Below are 16,857 nucleotides of genomic sequence, written 5' to 3'. Positions count from 1 at the left end.
CCCGTGCGGTCCGCGGGCGGGGGAGCAGGCCCCGCGGGCGCTGCCACCGCCGAGTCAACCGGCCCCGCGCGGACGGGTGAAGGACCGGTCCGGTCGGCATTGATACCCTGGCGGTATGGGTGATCTGGAGGTGCGGCAGCTGCGCTACTTCGTCGCGGTCGCGGAGGAACTGCACTTCGGCCGCGCCGCCGCCCGGCTCGACATGGCCCAGCCCCCGCTGTCCCGCGCGATCCGCGCCCTCGAGCGACAGCTCGACACCACGCTGTTCGAACGGACCACCCGGCAGGTCGCCCTCACCCCCGCCGGGGAGGTCCTGCTGCGCGACGCCCGCACCGCCCTGGAGGCCGTCACCGCCGCCGCCCACCGGGCCCACCAGGCCGGCCGCACCGCCCCCCGCCTGCGGATCGCCCTCAAGGCCGACCTCGACGGCGGCCTGCTGCCCCGGATCCTGGACGCCTACGCCGCCGAGGCCGCCGCCCTGCCCCCCGAACTCGTCCTCGGCGGCTACGGCGAACAGCCGCAGGCCCTGCGCGACGGCCGCGCCGACGTCGCGCTCCTCCAACTCCCGTGCGACGACCGCGGGCTGGACAGCGAACCGCTGCTGACCGAAACCACCCTGGTCGCCCTCGCCGCCACCGACCCGCTGGCCGCCCGCACCGCACTCCACCCGGACGACCTGTCCGGCCGCGAACTCCCCGACGGCGCCCCGGCCGACGGCCTCCGCCCCGCCCGCCCCAGCAGCCTCCGGCCCACCGCCGCCCGGCGCGCCTCGAACCTGTCGGAGATCCTCAGCCTGGTCGAGACCGGCAGCATCGTCTTCTTCGCCCCCGCCTCCCTCGCCCGCCGCCACCCCCGCCCCGGTATCGCCTACCGCCCCGTCCACGGCCTCCCCGACTCCACCCTCGCCGTCGCCTGGCCCCAGGACGCCCGCTCCCCGGCCGTCGCCGCCTTCGTCCGCGCCGCCTGCACCACCGCCGCCGCCACCCCCGCCCCGGCCCACCGCACCGCGCCGCACCGACCGGCCGCCTCCTGACCACCGGGGGCGCGCACCCAAAACCCGTTGCCGACGGCAGCGACCGTGCACGATCCTTCCGGCATGGAATCCCCACCACCGGCGATCAGCCTGGACGACCTCGTGCTGCGCCGCTTCGACGGCGAGGCGGACCTCCCCGAGCTCTTCCAGGTGATCGAGGAGTCACTGGAACACCTGCGCCCGTGGATGCCGTGGGTGGCGGAGCACAGCAGGGCCACGACGGCCGACTTCCTCGCCCGCCACGCGGAACGCTGGGCCGACGGCGCGGACTTCAGCTACGCGGTGGTGCTGGACGGGGCGATCGTCGGCGTCTGCAGCCTGTTCCGGCGCGAGGAGACCCCCGACGGGGGCCGGGAGATCGGCTACTGGCTGCACCCCGCCGCCACCGGCCGCGGAGTGGCCACCCGGGCCGTGCGCGCCCTGGTCGCGGCGGCCTTCCGCCTCCCCGGGGTCGACCACGTCGAGGTCGTCCACGACCCGGCCAACCGCGCCAGCGGCGCGGTACCGGCCCGCCTGGGCTTCACCGAGCACCTCCGCCGCCCCGCCGAGCGCCTGGCCCCGGCCGAGACCGGCGAGGAACAGGTCTGGCGGCTGACCCGCCGCCAGGCCGAGCGGACGGCCCGCGGGGACGGCTGACCACCCGTCCCGCCTCAGCCCCCGGCCGCCACCCGCCCGCCGAGCCCTCCGAGGAACTCCCGCAGACCCGCCGCCGCACCCGTCCGCCCCTGCCGGGACCGCACCCGCTCCGCGTCCAGCCGCCCACCCGCCAGGCTTTCCCCACTCACCCGGCGCGCCGCCGTCAGCGCGCCATGAACCGGCTCAACTCCCTTACCTTCCGGCGTAGTTCCGCCACCCCGTCAGGTGCACTCGCGCCCACCGGAACCTGCACGTCCCGGAGCCCGGCGCCGGGTGCGGGGGCGGACGGTTCCCAGCGGATCCCGACGCCCGCCCGTTCGGCGAGGGCCAGCACCGTGAGGAGGAACCCCTCGGTCAGGGCCCGCACCACGGCGTGCAGCGACTGCTGGTACCGGTCCAGGAGGGCGTTGGCGAAGACGCCCAGCGCGGCCGGGTCGACCTGGGACTCGTCCATCTCCATCGGGCCGATGCCGGACGGGAGGCCGAGCTCCGCCTCGAAGACCGCCACCTGGTGCAGGAACAGCCGGGACGCCCCGTTGGACGGGTTCCAGAGCGTCTCGTCACCCAGGTCGTAGTACTGGCTCATCCACTGCCTCCCCGTGCGGTTGACCGGTCAGCCTAGCCGTGGCCGGGAGCCGCCCGTCCGACGGCCCCGGGCAGTCCGTGCGCGTCGACCAGCCGGGCCGGGACCGCCAGCACGGACAGCCTGCCCGCGGCGGCGGCGGGGTGCAGGTCGAACGGGGCGGTGAAGGGGCCGGTGACGATCAGCAGGGTGCGGTGGGCCCGCACGGCCCGGGCCCAGTCGCGGGCCGCCGCGAGCGGACCGTCGTACCAGGCGGTGCCGTCGGGACGGGTGACGACCAGCCGGACGCCGTCGAAGGCGGCCGACCACCCCTCCTGCAACCGCGGAAGGACCTCGGCACCGCTCCACCCCTCCGCAGCGGACACGGCCAGCCCCGGAGCCAGCGGCACCACGACAACCGGCCGCCGATCGGCCATCAACTCGGGCCACGGCCCCCACACCCGCCCCGCCCCGACCTCGATCGCCTCCACCCGACCCCCTCCCGACCGTGATCGTCCCACCCCGCCCTGACGCGTGGCGGACAATTCCCGGATTCCTTCGAAACCCCACCCGATCCGGATCGCCCCCATCCCCCCGCAGCCGGTACCGGCGAGCAGCCGACCCGCCGCCAGGCCGAACCAGCAGGCGGCCCACGGACGCGGCCGGCCGCCCGCCCCTGCCGCGGCACCCGCCCACCTCGTGGCTCGCCGTCCGGGGCCGGTGCCTCGGTCTGCTTGCTCGCCTGCCTGCCTGCTTGCTCACCTGTCGGCTCGCTTGACCGCCTGTCGGCTTGCCCGCTTGCCGTCAGGCCGGGTGAGCGGGCGGCCCACGGACGCGGCTGGCCGACCGCCCCTGCCGCGGCACCCGCCCACCTCGTGGCTCGCCGTCCGGCGGCCGGTGCCTCGGTCTGGCTGCTCACCTGCTCGCCCGCTCGCCTGCCTGTTGGTCCGCCCGTCGGCCCGCTCGCCGGCCCGCCGCCCGCTCGCCCGCCGTCCGGCGCAGGGCTCAGCGGAGCAGCAGTTCGCGGATCGCCCCCGCGATCTCGTCGGGCGCCTCCTCTGCCATGAAGTGTCCCGCCCCGGTCAGCCGGTGCTCCAGGTCGGGTGCCCACGCCCGCCACACCCCGGCGGCGTCGTAGCCCAGCTGGGCGCCCCAGTCCTGCTGGATCACCGTCACCGGCATCGCCAGCTGCGACCCGGCGTCCAGGTCCGCCCGGTCGTGGGTGACGTCGATGCCCGCCGAGGCCCGGTAGTCCGCGACGATCGACGGCACCGCCGCGGCGCTGGCCCGCAGGTACTCGGCGCGCACCTCCGGCGGCAGCGCGGCCGGGTCGCCCGCCCACGCGTCGAGGAACGAGCCGAAGAACGCGTCCGCGCTGTTGGCGATCATCGTCTCCGGCAGCCCCGGCGGCTGCGCCATCAGGAAGAGGTGGTAGCCGACCGCCGCCGGGACGCCGTGCAGCACCTCCCACATGTCCAGCGTCGGTACGACGTCGAGGATGCCCAGGTGGGTGATCGTCTCCGGGTGGTCCAGACCGGCCCGGAAGGCGACCAGCGCGCCCCGGTCGTGGCCGACCAGGGCGAAGCGCTCGTGGCCGAGCGCCGCCGCCAGGGCGACCACGTCCGCGGCCATGGTGCGCTTGGAGTACACCTCGGGGCCGGTGGCCACCGGCTTGTCGCTGGCGCCGTAGCCGCGCAGGTCGGGGCAGATCACCGTGTGCCGGTCGGCGAGCCGTCCGGCGACGTGCCGCCACATCAGGTGGGTCTGCGGGAAGCCGTGCAGCAGCACGACCGGACTGCCGCTGCCGCCGACGGCGGCGGTCAGCTCCACCCCGTCCGCACCGGGCAGGCGGACACGGTCGAAACCGGGAACGGAGAGCGTCATGACAAACCCCTTCCAGGGGGTCGGCGGACCGGGCGGAGCCGGTCCGAGGACTGGTGCGACCAGCCTGGACGAGGCCGATCAGCAGCCGATCAGCACGCTTCGACGCCACCACCCCCGGACCCGGAAGATGGGGGCATGCGAATCGACGTGCTCGGCGCCGTGCGGGCCCTCCACGACGACGGCACCCCCGTCGACCTGGGCGGCCCCCGCCACCGCGAGGTGCTCGCCCGGCTCGTCGCCGCCGAGGGGCGGATGGTCGCCACCGACACCCTCGTGGACGACCTGTGGCCCGATCCGCCGGTGCGCGCCGTCGGCGCCCTGCGCACCTTCGTCGCCGCGCTGCGCCGCGCCCTGGAACCCGAACGGCCGCCCCGCACTCCGCCGCGCCTCCTGGTCACCGAAGGCCCCGGCTACGCCCTGCGCCTGCCGCGCGAGGCCGTCGACGTCCACCGCTTCGAGGACGCCCTGACCCGCGCCCGGCGCACCCCCGCCACCCCGTCCCCCGCCACCCCGTCCCCCGCCACCCCGTCCGCCGTCCCCGCCGCGCTGGCCGACCTCGACGCGGCCCTCGCCGCCTGGCGCGGCCCGGCCTACGCCGACGTGACCGCCGCCGCCTGGGCCCGGCGCGAACGCACCAGGCTGGAGGAACTGCGCCTGGAGGCGACGGAACTGCGCGCCCGCCTCCTGCTCGACGCGAGCGCGGGCGCGGGGGCCGGACTCGTCGCCGAACTCGGCGCCCACGTCGCCGAACATCCCTGGCGCGAGCCCGCCTGGGGACTGCTGGCCCGCGCCCTGCACGGGGCGGGCCGCCAGGCGGACGCGCTGGCCACCCTCCGCCGCGCCCGCACCATGCTCGCCGACCAGCTCGGCCTCGACCCCGGCGCCGACCTCCGCCGCCTGGAGACGGACATCCTCCGCGGCACCCCACCGTCCCCGCCCCCGGCCGAGCCCCGGCCCCCGGCCGGCTCCCCGACCACGCCCACCACCTGGCCCACCGGCGTACGGCTCGGCCCGCGCACCACCGTCGAACTGGCCCGCACCCTGGCCCTGGCGGGCGGCGACGCCCTGGCGCACTCGCGGCGCGACCGCCTCGCCGCCGTCCGGGCCGCGGAGCGCACCGGGGACGTCGCCCTGACCGCCCGCGTCATCGGCGCCTACGACGTGCCCGCGCTCTGGAGCCGGGCCGACGACCCCGAGCAGTCCCGGGCCGTCGTCGAAGCGGCCGAGCGCACCCTCGACGCGCTCGGCCCCGCAGGGCCCGCCGAGCTGCGCGCCCGCCTGCTGGCCACCGTCGCGGTCGAGAGCCGCAGCGCCGACCTGACCGGCACCGACGCCGAGGCGCACGCCGCCCGGGCCGCGCGCGAGGCGGAGGCGCTGGCCCGGGGCCTGGACGACCCCGCCCTGCTGGTCTTCGCCCTGAACGGCGTCTTCCTCCAGTCCTTCACCCGCCCCGGGCTCGCGCCCGCCCGGGACGCGACCGGCGCCGAGATCCTCGACCTGGCCACCCGGCACGGCCTGCCGAACTTCGCCGTGCTGGGGCGGCTCGTCCGCCTGCAGTCCGCCTCCGCCCGCGGCGACCTGGACGCCGCGGCCGGGCACGCGGAGGCCGCCGAGCGGCTCGCCGCCACCACCGAGGCGTCCCTCGTCCCCGTCCTCACCGCCTGGTTCCGGGCCCGGGCCACGGCCGCCCGCAGCACCGAACCCGGCGGACCGAGCGCCGCCACCGCCGCGGCCCACTACCGCGCCGCCGAGGACGCCCTCGCCGCGTCGGCGGCCATGCCGGGACTGCACCGCGGCCTGTTCCCCCTCGCCCTGCTGGGCCTGCGCCTCCTGCACGGCCGCCCCGCGCCCACCGACCCCGCCCTCGACTGGGGCCCCTACCGCCCCTGGACGCAGTCCCTGGTGCTGCTCGCCCAGCACCGGCCGCAGGAGGCCCGCGCCGCCCTCGCCACCGCCCCCGAACCGCCCCACGACCACCTGCAGGAGGCACTCTGGTGCCTCACCGCCCACGCCGCCGCCCGCCTCGGCGAACCCCGCACCGCCGCCCGCGCCGCGGCGGCCCTGCGCCCCGCCCGGGCCGAGCACGCGGGCGCGGCGAGCGGACTGCTGACGCTCGGGCCGGTAGCCCGCTACCTGGCGGAGGCGGAGAACTGCGCCGAGCGCGGCTGACCACCGGAACGGCCCGCGTTCAGGCCCCGGCGGCGTCCCAGTAGCCGGGGTCGGCGGGCCGGCGCCCGCGCAGGCCCTCCCGGACGGTCGTGGCCAGGCGCAGGGTGTCCTTGCGGTTGACCCGCGCCCCGATCACCGCACCGGCCAGCAGCGGGGCCAGGGTCGGGAGCCTGCGCAGCCCCGAGCGCGTCAGGCGCCTGCTCACCTGGCGGCGCAGCGCCGCGCTCCGGTTCAGCGCCAGCAGCGTCCCCGGGCGGGTCAGGTCCAGGGCGCGGCCCTCGCTCCACACCGCCAGGTACGCGTACGAGCGCTGCCGCGCGGAACCCTCCGGCACCTGGCCGTAGACCGCGTACAGCTCGGCGATCAGCTTCAGCTCGATCGCCGCGGAGGCGAGCAGCTCGGACGCCAGCTCGACCGGCATCGCCAGCGGCACGGGCATCATCGCCACCGTCCCGGCGCTCGCGCCGACCGCCGTCGAGGCCCGCACCGACCCGGCGACGAGCAGGTCCGCCAGCTCGTCCGGCGTCCGGGCCCCGGGGTGCTGGGCCCGGAGCGTCGCCAGGTTCCGCACCGGGATCCGCGGGGCCGCGTCCAGCAGCCGCTCCGTCAGCAGCCGCAGCCCGGTGCGGGGGCCCGTCCCGAGCCGGTGGCCGCCGCGGGCCAGGCCGTTGCGCAGCCGCCGCGCCAGCGCACGCACCCGGTGCGCCGTCCCGTTCCGCGGCCCGCCGTCCCGCTCCTCCGCCTCGGCGGCGATCCGGGCCAGTTTCGCCGCGATCTCGTCCGGGTCCTCGGGGAGACCCTCCGGCCGTTGCGGCTCACCGATCGGTGCCATGTGCTCGCCTCCACTCCCGTACGGACTTCCCACCCGCCCGTCTGCCCCGCCGACGGCCCGCCCAGTCCCGGGCGCGACGCCCGGACCGGCGGCCGGACGCGTCCCGGTCCGGTGCGCCGGCCGGTGCCGCGTGCGCTCGCCCCCGCCCGGCCCTTCCCGGCCGCCGGTCCGCCGGCTCCGGGCCGGACGGTCCGCTGCGGGGCCCGCCGTCCCGCGGTCCCGGACTCCGTCGTCGGTCGCGTCCGCGTCCGGCCACCGGCCGGTGCCGCGTGGGCTCGCCCCCACCCCCGCCCCGCCCGCTGCGGCCCGCCCGCCCGGCTCCGGGCCGGGGCCTCCCGTGCGGGGCCGCTCACGCCTGCCGCCCCGCGGCCCGCAGCACCTCGTACCCCGCCTGGACGAAGCGTCCGTTCAGCACCGGCCCGGCGTTGGCCAGCGCCGCCACCGCGACCGACCCCTGCGGGGAGAACCCGACGAAGGCCGTGAAACCCCGGGTGCCGCCGGAGTGGAAGTACAGGTCCCGACCGGCCGAGCGGCGGCGGTTCCACACCAGGCACAGTTCGTCGCCGGAGCCCGGCAGCCGCAGCCGCGGCCGCCGGACCTCCCGCAGGGCGGCCGCCAGGTCGGCGGGGCCGGCGTCGAGGTGGGCCCGCAGGTAGCGCAGCAGGTCGGCGCCGCTCGCCCGCACCGCGCCCGCCCCCGGCAGGCCGGGGATCCGCCAGGGCGGCAGCGCCCGCCCGTGCCGGTGCCCGACCGCCCGTCCGGCCGCGTCCGGGGCGCAGGTCGTGGCGCCCAGCCCCAGCGGCGACAGCACCCGCCGTGCGAGCAGCCCGCCGTACGAGAGCCCGGCGCGCTCCGCCAGCGCCCGGCCCAGCAGCCCGACCCCGTAGTTGGAGTACCGGTACCGGCTGCCCGGGGCGGCCCGCACGGTGGTCCGGGCCAGGGCCGCCCGCAGCTCCTCCTCGCCGAAGGCCGCGTACGGATTGCCGCCCCAGGTCGGCAGGGCCGAGACGAGCAGGCCCGGCGGCAGCCGGGGGAGGCCCGAGGTGTGGGTGGCCAGGTGCAGCAGCCGGACCGGACCGCCGGAGCGGACGGTCGGCCCGGGCCAGTCGGCGGGCAGCAGGTGCGCCACCGGGTCGTGCAGGGCCAGTTCGCCGTCCGCCGCCATCGCGGCGAGCAGCAGCGCGGTGAACGTCTTGCTGACGGAGCCGAGTTCGAAGACGGTGTCCGGGGTGCACGGCGCCGCCCGTCCCCGGCCCGTCCGCCCGAAGCACCGCACCTGCTCCCGGTCGCCGACCGCCACGGCCACCACCACCGCGGTCGCGGACGAGGCCGCGCCCGCCCGCACGGCCGCCGCGACCGCGTCCGCCACCTCGCCCGCGCGGTCCGCCACCCCGCTCACGCGTCGGCCGTCGCCCGCAGTGCCCGGGCGAGCGTGACGTCCCCGGCCACCACCGCGACGACGGCGGTGTGCTGGTGGTCCAGGAACGCCCGCTCGCGGTCCCCGTCGACCGGGTCGCCGTCGCGCGGCAGCAGCCCGTCCTCGTGCTGGACGGCGGCCAGCGCGTCCCAGCCCTGCCGCCCGGTGGTCGGCTCGCCGAAGCAGGCGTCGACCACCAGCAGCTCCGCGACCAGGTCCCACTGCCCGACCTCCGCCCAGACGTCCAGCCAGACGGGCAGCCAGTCCCGCACGTAGTCGCGCATCGGCCCGGGCAGGCCCTCCGGGCGGGCGCCCCAGTCGGTCAGGTGGAAGACGGTGTGGGTGATGTCGTAGCCGGTCATCCAGTTCACGGCCCAGGGCTCCGGGCGGGCGCCGAGCCAGGTGCCGCGGGCCAGCGCCTCCCAGTCCGGCCGGTGGTCGAGCCCGACGACCCGCCGGGCGTTGGCGACGCCGAGGCGCCGGTTGGGCCGGATCTCCTCGGCGTGCGCGGCCCGCAGGCGGCCGAGCGAGTCGAGCAGCTCCTCCAGCGCCGGGTGCCGGTACCCGGCCCGGGCGAAGTGGCCGTAGGTCTCCAGCGGGTCCGTCATGGTGAAGTGGTGCAGCTGGCGCTCGTACAGCAGGTCGCCCTCGCGCAGCTGCGCCCAGCAGCCGTCCAGGAGTTCGCGCGCGGCCCGGGTGTCGGCGGGGCCGCTGACGCCGTCGCGCAGGACCAGCGAGGCGGCGAGCGCGACCTCGCCGAGCGGCTTGTAGGCGTTGTCGGCGTCGGCGAAGTCGATCAGGGTGTTGTCCGGGATCCGCCCGAGGCCGTCCCGGTGCGCGGCGTGCAGCCAGGACAGCGCGCGGGAGCCGAGCCGCTGGGCGGTGGCGAGGACCTCGGTGTCGATCACGCGGCCCGCCCCCCGTCGGCGGAGCCCCCGCTGCCTTCGGCGCCTCCAGCAGCACCGGAACCCGCGGAGCCTGCGGCGAGGCGCCCGGCGACGGCGAGGTCCAGCCCGGTGCGGGCGCTGCCGTCCCCGGCCAGTCGGATCCGGTCCAGCACGGGCCCGAGCTCCAGCCGCGGCGGCAGGCCCTCGGCCTCGGTCCAGGCGAGCCAGCGGGCGAGCCGGGCGGCGGTGGTGAGGTCGTGGCGCAGCAGCGAGCGGACGGTGCCGCGGGCGAGCCCCAGGACGTGTCGGCGGGCGCCCTCGTGCACCGGCCCGTCGAGCCCGGGCAGCGCCAGCCCGGACAGCTGGGCCATCCGCACCGACCAGGCCCGCCAGCCCACCTCCTCCGGCCCGGGCAGTGCCGCGGGCGGCGGCACGGCGCCCCCGTACGGGGTGCGGGCGAGCAGGTGCCCGACGGCCCAGTCCTGCCACCCGAGCACCCGGGCGGCTTCTTCGGAGGGGGCCAGCGGGGCCGGGAGGACCCGCCGGGCCTCGGCCAGCAGCGCGGCGGTGGGCCCGTCCGGCCCGGCCCCGGCCAGCAGGCGGGGGGCGAAGAGATCGGCGCCGAGGACCCGGACCGCCGCCAGCAGCGGTCGGGGCGCGGTCGCCGCCGGCTGCTCCGCGAGCGCGGCGGCGGGGGAGCCGTCCCGGAGGGCGTCGAGCGTCAGGCGCGCCACCCGTTCGACGGCGGCGGCGTACTCGTCGCGCAGCGGTGTCTCGGCGAACGGCATCTGCGAAGTCCCTCCTGGTGCGGTACCGGGTCGGCCCGCGCGGCGGACCGGCCCGGCGATCGAACCGCCCCGCCTAGCGGGTCGGCTTCTCCTTCGGGGGCTTCGGCGACAGCAGCAGCCCCAGCACCAGGAGTCCACCACCCACCGCCTCGGGGGAGTACGTGGGCGCGTCGGACACGACGGCCTCGTCCTCCAGCATCAGGCTCGCCAAGGCCGTGGCCTCGGTCGACGTCGCGGTGCGTGACGTCGGAGCCGTTTCGGTCCGGAACTGAGTAAGCATCAGATGTGCCTCCTCGTCTGGATTTCACCACCCGATCGGGTGACGCCCCCTCGTTCGACACTACGAGCACGAACCGCTCCCTGCATCCCGGCCCCGGACCCGCGGTCCCGTCCTCCGGGCTGCGCCGGACGGCGGGCTCAGTAGGGCATCGGGCGGCCCGAGGGGGTACGCAGGTCGAGCGGGGGACGCGGACGCGGTGGCGCCGGGCGTCGGACCACAGTGGTCGCTGCCATCTCCATCACCTCCTCGACTCCCTGCGCCCCTACCCACCCCGACCCGCCCGACACCCCGACCCGCCGCACCCCGCCCCTCGGGGCGGGGCGCGCGTCGGCCCGGCCGCAGCGGGTAGGCGCGCCGCGGCCCCGGGGCCCCCACGGGGCGCCCCGCGGCCCCGCCCGGTGCACCCACGACCAGAAAGGCCGTCCGACATGACCACCCCGTCCCTGCTCGGCCCCGACACCGAACCCGCCCGGCTCTTCGACCTCGCCCAGCAGCTGCGCGTCGACGCCGTCCGCGCCAGCACCTCGGCCGGGTCCGGGCACCCCACCTCCAGCCTGTCCGCCGCCGACCTGATGGCCGTGCTGATGGCCCGCCACCTGCGCTACGACTGGGAGGCGCCCGACAACCCGGACGCCGACCACCTGGTGTTCTCCAAGGGCCACGCCTCCCCGCTGCTGTACGCGATGTTCAAGGCCGCGGGCGCGATCGACGACGAGGAGCTGATGACCACCTACCGGCGCTTCGGCCAGCGCCTCCAGGGCCACCCCACCCCGGAACTGCCCTGGGTCGACCTGGCCACCGGCTCGCTCGGCCAGGGCGTCGCCTACGCCGTGGGCATCGCGCTGGCCGGCCGCGACCTGGAGCGCCGCGACTTCCGGGTGTGGGTGCTGTGCGGGGACAGCGAGACGGCCGAGGGCTCCGTCTGGGAGGCCCTGGACGCGGCGGGCCGCCACCGGCTCGCCAACTTCACCGCGATCATCGACGTCAACCGCCTCGGCCAGAGCGGCCCCACCGAACTCCAGTGGGACACCGACGCCTACGCCCGCCGGGTCGAAGCCTTCGGCTGCCGCGCCCTGGTCGTCGACGGCCACGACCTGGACGCCGTCGACCGGGCCCTGACCACGGCCGCCGACGGCACCGCGCCCACCGTGATCGTCGCCCGCACCGTCAAGGGGCAGGGCGTCGCCGAGGTCGCCGACCAGGAGGGCTGGCACGGCAAGCCGCTGCCCGAGGACCTCGCCGAACGCGCCGTCGCCGAACTCGGCGGGCAGCGCGACCTGCGGGTGCGCGGCCCGCAGCCCCCGCACGGCAGCCCCGCCCTCAAGGTGCACGCCCCCGAGGTCGAGGTGCCCCGCTTCGAGACCGGCGAGAAGGTCGCCACCCGGGTCGCCTACGGCAGGACGCTCGCCGCCCTCGGCGCCCGCCCCGACGTGGTCGCCCTGGACGCCGAGGTCGGCAACTCCACCCACGCCGAGGACTTCGCGAAGGCCCACCCCACCCGGTACTTCCAGAGCTACATCGCCGAACAGCAGATGGTCGCCACCGCCGTCGGCATGGCCGTACGGGGCTTCCGGCCCTACGCGACCACCTTCGCGGCCTTCCTCACCCGCGCCCACGACTTCATCCGGATGGCCGCGGTCTCCCAGGTCACCATGACGCTGTGCGGCACCCACACCGGCGTGGAGATCGGCGCCGACGGCCCCTCCCAGATGGGCCTGGAGGACCTCGCCATGATGCGCGCCGTCCGCGGCTCCACCGTCCTCTACCCGGGCGACGCCACCGCCACCGCCGCCCTGACCGCCGCCGTGGCCGACCTGCCCGGCATCTCCTACCTGCGCACCACCCGCGGCGCCTACCCGGTGCTGTACGGCCCCGAGGAGGAGTTCCCGGTCGGCGGCTCCAAGACCCTGCGCCACGGCCCGGACGACCGGGTCACCCTGGTCGGCGCCGGGGTGACCCTGCACGAGTGCCTGGCCGCCGCCGACCGGCTGGCCGAGGAGGGCGTCCCCGTCCGGGTCATCGACCTCTACTCCGTCAAGCCCGTCGACACCGACGCCCTGCTGCGCGCCGCCCGCGAGACCGGGGCCCTGGTGGTGGCCGAGGACCACCACCCCGAGGGCGGCCTCGGCGAGGCCGTCCTGTCCGCCCTCGCCGCCGCCGACGCCCACCCCGCGGTCACCCACCTCGCCGCCACCGGCCTCCCCGGCTCCGGCACCACCGAGGAGCTCCTGCAGGCCGCCGGCATCTCCCGCGACGCGATCGCCGCCGCGGCCCGCGCCCTCGCCGACCGCCGCCGCTGACCCCGTGCGGCCGGAGGCCCGGGAGCGCCGCTCCCGGGCCTCCGGCCGCGCCCGCCACCGGCGGGGAGCGGCGCAACGCCGCAGGTGCGGGCCCGGGCAGCGGAGAAGGTTCGTGGACGCCGAGGGGCGGCGGGCGTAGAGTTCCGCACCGGCAAGACCAGGACCACAGGAGGGGGACCTCGTGGCTCAGGACCACGCACGGACCGCGCACCCCGACCGGCCGCCGACCGTCCGGCCCGGCCCCCCGCCACCGGTCCACCACGCCTCGGCCCCGGGGAGAACCACTGCCCTCCCCGGCCGCTCCTGACCCTGCCCACCCCGAAGGAACACCGCATGGACTGGCAGTACGACGGATGGCGCACCGTCTACGGCTCCGCACCGCGCAGGCGACCGGCCCCGGACGGCGTCTACCTCGAACTCCACGGCGGCCCGTTCGACGGCCAGCTCCTGGACGTCGCGGGCTGGACCCCCGACGAGCTCGCCGGGGGCGCCCGGCTCGTCGTTCCCGGGGACCGGACCGGCCCCCGGGCCAACTACGAGTCCGACCCCGACGACCCGTTCCGCTGGCACTACCGCGGGAACATCCACTGCTGACCCGCCGAGGGCGGGGAGGGCAGCCCTCAGGCGAAGATCCGTCCGACGACGAAGCCGATGCAGCAGGCCACCATGACCATGATGACCAGCAGCGGGATCCAGCCGGGCCAGGCCGTGTGCAGCTCCACCGCCTCGGGCGTGGAGATGCCGTGCGTGGTCGAGGACTCGCACTCGGGGGTCTCGACCGGCACGGAGTGGCCGGGCACCTGGGCCGAAGCGGGGACGGAGTGGCTGACGGACATGGCGTCCTCCCGGTGGTCCCGAGTCTCGTGGCGTGCGGGTTCGCTGCCACACCCCACGGTCCACCCGGCAGCGCCCGGGCGCAAAGGCGCACCCTTTCCGCACCGTCCGGACGGAAGGCCGACCCGCCGCGCCCCGCCGTGCCCTCCCCGACCCTCCGCACCAGACCCGCCGTACCCGCCGGACAGCGGACACGGCGGCACGTCCCGGCGAATGGCACGGCCGGACCGGGGCAGAGGTGGCAGGGTGGGGACACCCCCGCGGCGCCCGCCGCCCGGAGCCCCGGCAGTGCGCCGGGTGACGGGCCGAACGCCCCGCGCCCCGTCCGGAACCGGAAGGCGGAAGCGAGTTGAGAAGCACGCCGGAAGCCGCCCCCCTCACGCTGGTGGTCGTCGGCGGGGGAGCCGCCGGACTCAGCCTGGCCGACTGCCTGGTCAGGCACGACCCGCGGGGAGCCGACGGCGGCCCCCGGTTCGACGTGACCCTGGTCGAGGCCCCGGAGGGCCCGCTGCGCCCGGCCCCCCGGACGTGGTGCTTCTGGGACGACGGCCCGGGGGCGTACGAGGAGGCCGTCACGGCGCAGTGGTCCCGGCTGCGGATCACCGGCCCCGACGGCGGGAGCGTCGAGGCGGCACCCGCCCCCCTGCGCTACCGGATGCTGCGCTCCACCGCCTTCGAGGAACTGGTCCACGCCCGCCTCGCGGCCCACCCCCGGGCCCGGGTCCTGCGCGCCACGGTCCGGCACGTGCGGGCACGGCCGGACGGACGGCCCGGCGCCCGCGTGCACGCCGACGACGCAGCCGGGCGGCCGCTCACCCTCGACGCCCGGTACGTCTTCGACTCCCGGCCGCCCGCCCGGCCCCCGCTGGCCCGCACCGCCCTGCTGCAGCACTTCCGGGGCTGGTTCGTGCGCACCGACCGCCCGCGCTTCGACCCGGGCGCGGCGGACCTCATGGACTTCCGCGTCCCGCAGCCCGCCCACGGCCTCGCCTTCGGGTACGTCCTGCCGCTGGCCCCCGACCGGGCCCTGGTGGAGTACACCGAGTTCTCCCGGCACCCGCTGACCGTCCCCGCGTACGAGCGGGCCCTGCGCGCCTACACCGCGGGAGTCCTGGGGCTGGGCGGACTCACGGTGGAGGACGTCGAACAGGGCGCCATCCCGATGACGGACGGCCGCTTCCCCCGCCGCACCGCCCCCGCGCACGTGCACATCGGCACGGCCGGCGGCGCCACCCGCCCCGCCACCGGCTACACCTTCGCCGCCGTCCAGCGGCAGAGCCGCGCCATCGCCGAGGCCCTCGGCCGACCGGCCGCGCCGCACCGCCCCGCACCGGCGCCCGCACCCCACCGCCGACGGGCCCTGGCCATGGACGCCGTGCTGCTGCGCGCCCTGGACACCGGCCGCGTCGACGGACCCCGCTTCTTCACCGACCTGTTCCGCCGCACCCCCGCCGCACAGGTGCTGCGCTTCCTGGACGGGGCGAGCACGCCCCTGGAGGAACTCCGCATCGGCCTGCGCTGCCCCGTCGGCCCCATGCTGCGCTCGGCCGTCGAACTGCCGCTGCTGCCCCGCCGGACCGCGCCCGGCACCCGCCCCGCACACCCTGAGGACCACCGTTGACCCAGCCCCGGCACCGTCCCGCCCCCGCCGCCGCCCTTCCGGCGGTGCGGGGATGAGCCGCACCCCGTCCGCCACCCGGCACGGGCGGGACCGCCGGGCCGAGGTGGTGCCCGCCGCCCCGGGCCGCGCCCGCTTCCCCGGGGCCGAGCCGCCCCGGGTCGCCGTCGTCGGCGGCGGGATCGCCGGCCTGGCCGCCGCGACGGCCCTCGCCGAACGCGGCGTCGACGTGGTCCTCCACGAACGGGAACCCGTGCTGGGCGGGCGGGTCGCGGGCTGGAGCACCCGCCTCGCCGACGGATCGACCGCGACCATGAGCCGCGGCTTCCACGCCTTCTTCCGCCAGTACTACAACCTGCGCGGCCTGCTGCGGCGCACCGACCCCGGCCTGACCCGGCTGGTCGGCCTGCCCGACTACCCGCTGCGCCGGCGCTCCGGAACGACCGACAGCTTCGCCCGGGTGCCGCGCACCCCGCCGTTCAGCGCCGCCGGCTTCGTCGCCCTCAGCCCGACCTTCGGCCTGCGCGACCTCGCCGCCCTGGACGCCCGGGCCGCCCTCCCGCTGCTGGACGTCCGCCTCCCCGAGGTCTTCGAACGCCACGACACCACCAGCGCGCACGACCTGCTGCAGCGGATCAACTTCCCCGAGGCCGCCCGCTACCTCGCCTTCGAGGTGTTCTCCCGCAGCTTCTTCACCGACCCGCGCGACCTGTCCGCCGCCGAACTGCTGCTGATGTTCCACATCTACTTCCTCGGCTCCTCCGAGGGGCTGCTCTTCGACGTCCCCGCCGAGCCCTACCCGCAGGCCCTGTGGGAGCCGCTGGCCGCCTACCTGACCGCCCTCCGCGTCGACCTGCGCACCGGCTCCGCCGTCGACGCCGTCCGGCCGCTGCCCGGCGGGGACCTCGAGGTGGCCACCCCGGACGGGAGGACCGAACGCCACCGGGCCGTGGTCCTCGCCCTGGACCCGGCCGGCCTGCGCACCCTCGTCGCGAACTCCGCGGCACTGGGCGACCCCGCCTGGCGCGCCGACATCGCCGCGCTGCGCACCGCGCCGCCCTTCCTGGTCTCCCGGCTCTGGCTGGACCGCCCCGTCGCCGCCGACCGGCCGGGCTTCCTCGGCACCAGCGGCTACGACGGACTGGACAACGTCAGCGTGCTGGAGCGCTGGGAGGGCGAAGCGGCCCGCTGGGCCGCCCGCACCGGCGGGTCCGTGGTCGAACTGCACGCCTACGCCGTGGACGGGGACGCCGCACCCGAGGAGGTCCAGGAACGCATGACGGCCCGGCTGCACGAGGTCTACCCGGAGACCCGCGACGCCCGGACGGTGGACGTCCGCCACGAATGGCGCCAGGACTGCCCGGCCTTCCCGGTCGGCGGCTGGCCCCGCCGCCCCGGCGTCACCACCCCGCACCCCGCCGTCGTCCTCGCCGGGGACCTCGTCCGCACCGACCTGCCCGTCGCCCTGATGGAACGCGCCGCCACCACCGGCTTCCAGGCCGCCAACGCCCTGCTCGCCCGCTGGGGCGTCACCGGCCAGACCCTGTGGTCGGTGCCCCGGGCCGGCCGCTCCCGCCTGCTGCGCGCCCTGGCCCGCCGGGCGGCCCGCTGACCGCC

Annotated in this window: 16 protein-coding genes; 7 read left to right on the top strand and 9 right to left on the bottom strand. The window is 77.7% G+C overall.

All coding sequences use genetic code 11. The features are described from left to right. Positions 1-115: 115 nt before the first annotated feature. Positions 116-1,033, top strand: a complete 918-nt coding sequence (locus QSK52_RS18800) for a LysR family transcriptional regulator (protein ID WP_285737239.1) — start codon at positions 116-118, stop codon at positions 1,031-1,033. Positions 1,034-1,096: 63 nt separating this feature from the next. Then, on the top strand, positions 1,097-1,669 hold the full coding sequence (locus QSK52_RS18795) for a GNAT family N-acetyltransferase (protein ID WP_285737238.1): 573 nt from the start codon (positions 1,097-1,099) through the stop codon (positions 1,667-1,669). Positions 1,670-1,832: 163 nt separating this feature from the next. Here QSK52_RS18795 and QSK52_RS18790 read toward each other — a convergent pair whose 3' ends face one another. From QSK52_RS18790 to QSK52_RS18780, 3 genes are all read right to left on the bottom strand, one after another. After that, positions 1,833-2,255, bottom strand: coding sequence for a DUF6086 family protein (locus tag QSK52_RS18790; protein ID WP_285737237.1), 423 nt, complete (start codon positions 2,253-2,255; stop codon positions 1,833-1,835). 32 nt (positions 2,256-2,287) lie between these two features. After that, positions 2,288-2,722, bottom strand: a complete 435-nt coding sequence (locus QSK52_RS18785) for a hypothetical protein (protein ID WP_285737236.1) — start codon at positions 2,720-2,722, stop codon at positions 2,288-2,290. A 514-nt stretch (positions 2,723-3,236) separates the two neighbouring features. Next, the gene (locus QSK52_RS18780) at positions 3,237-4,115 is read right to left on the bottom strand and encodes an alpha/beta fold hydrolase (RefSeq protein ID WP_285737235.1); all 879 of its coding nucleotides are present in this window, start codon (positions 4,113-4,115) and stop codon (positions 3,237-3,239) included. A gap of 135 nt (positions 4,116-4,250) precedes the next feature. Between QSK52_RS18780 and QSK52_RS18775 the strand changes: the two genes are divergently transcribed. Beyond that, positions 4,251-6,284, top strand: a complete 2,034-nt coding sequence (locus tag QSK52_RS18775) for a BTAD domain-containing putative transcriptional regulator (RefSeq protein ID WP_285737234.1) — start codon at positions 4,251-4,253, stop codon at positions 6,282-6,284. Between the two features lie 19 nt (positions 6,285-6,303). Here the strand turns inward: QSK52_RS18775 and QSK52_RS18770 are convergent, their stop codons facing one another. From QSK52_RS18770 to QSK52_RS18750, 5 genes are all read right to left on the bottom strand, one after another. Beyond that, positions 6,304-7,116, bottom strand: a complete 813-nt coding sequence (locus QSK52_RS18770; protein ID WP_285737233.1) for a hypothetical protein — start codon at positions 7,114-7,116, stop codon at positions 6,304-6,306. Between the two features lie 349 nt (positions 7,117-7,465). Further along, a complete protein-coding gene (locus tag QSK52_RS18765) occupies positions 7,466-8,515 on the bottom strand; it encodes a serine hydrolase domain-containing protein (RefSeq protein WP_285737232.1) in 1,050 nt (349 codons plus the stop codon). Further along, positions 8,512-9,441: a DUF6895 family protein gene (locus tag QSK52_RS18760; RefSeq protein WP_285737231.1), complete on the bottom strand. Its 930-nt coding sequence runs from the start codon at positions 9,439-9,441 to the stop codon at positions 8,512-8,514. The genes QSK52_RS18765 and QSK52_RS18760 overlap by 4 nt, the downstream gene beginning before the upstream one ends. Next, entirely contained in the window at positions 9,438-10,208 is a 771-nt protein-coding gene (locus tag QSK52_RS18755; RefSeq protein ID WP_285737230.1) for a hypothetical protein, read from the bottom strand. Before QSK52_RS18755 ends, QSK52_RS18760 begins: the two co-directional genes overlap by 4 nt. A gap of 73 nt (positions 10,209-10,281) precedes the next feature. Then, positions 10,282-10,419 (bottom strand): hypothetical protein, encoded by a 138-nt coding sequence (locus QSK52_RS18750; protein ID WP_285737229.1) that lies wholly within the window; start codon positions 10,417-10,419, stop codon positions 10,282-10,284. A gap of 497 nt (positions 10,420-10,916) precedes the next feature. On the opposite strand from QSK52_RS18750, the gene QSK52_RS18745 reads away from it, so the two are divergent. Further along, the gene (locus QSK52_RS18745; protein ID WP_285737228.1) at positions 10,917-12,788 is read left to right on the top strand and encodes a transketolase; all 1,872 of its coding nucleotides are present in this window, start codon (positions 10,917-10,919) and stop codon (positions 12,786-12,788) included. A gap of 333 nt (positions 12,789-13,121) precedes the next feature. Then, positions 13,122-13,382 (top strand): hypothetical protein, encoded by a 261-nt coding sequence (locus QSK52_RS18740; protein ID WP_285737227.1) that lies wholly within the window; start codon positions 13,122-13,124, stop codon positions 13,380-13,382. A gap of 26 nt (positions 13,383-13,408) precedes the next feature. Here the strand turns inward: QSK52_RS18740 and QSK52_RS18735 are convergent, their stop codons facing one another. Further along, positions 13,409-13,624, bottom strand: a complete 216-nt coding sequence (locus QSK52_RS18735) for a DUF6480 family protein (RefSeq protein WP_285737226.1) — start codon at positions 13,622-13,624, stop codon at positions 13,409-13,411. A 347-nt stretch (positions 13,625-13,971) separates the two neighbouring features. Here QSK52_RS18735 and QSK52_RS18730 point away from each other — a divergent pair, with 347 nt between their 5' ends. Together QSK52_RS18730 and QSK52_RS18725 are read left to right on the top strand one after the other, a co-directional pair. Then, positions 13,972-15,243, top strand: a complete 1,272-nt coding sequence (locus QSK52_RS18730) for a lycopene cyclase family protein (protein ID WP_285737225.1) — start codon at positions 13,972-13,974, stop codon at positions 15,241-15,243. A gap of 52 nt (positions 15,244-15,295) precedes the next feature. Beyond that, positions 15,296-16,852 carry an FAD-dependent oxidoreductase gene (locus QSK52_RS18725; protein WP_285737224.1) on the top strand — a complete coding sequence of 519 codons (1,557 nt, stop codon included), beginning with the start codon at positions 15,296-15,298 and terminating at the stop codon, positions 16,850-16,852. Positions 16,853-16,857 lie beyond the last annotated feature (5 nt).

Source organism: Kitasatospora phosalacinea (assembly GCF_030268885.1).
GTDB lineage: Bacteria > Actinomycetota > Actinomycetes > Streptomycetales > Streptomycetaceae > Kitasatospora > Kitasatospora phosalacinea_C.
This window is presented reverse-complemented; position numbering and strand designations above follow the sequence as displayed.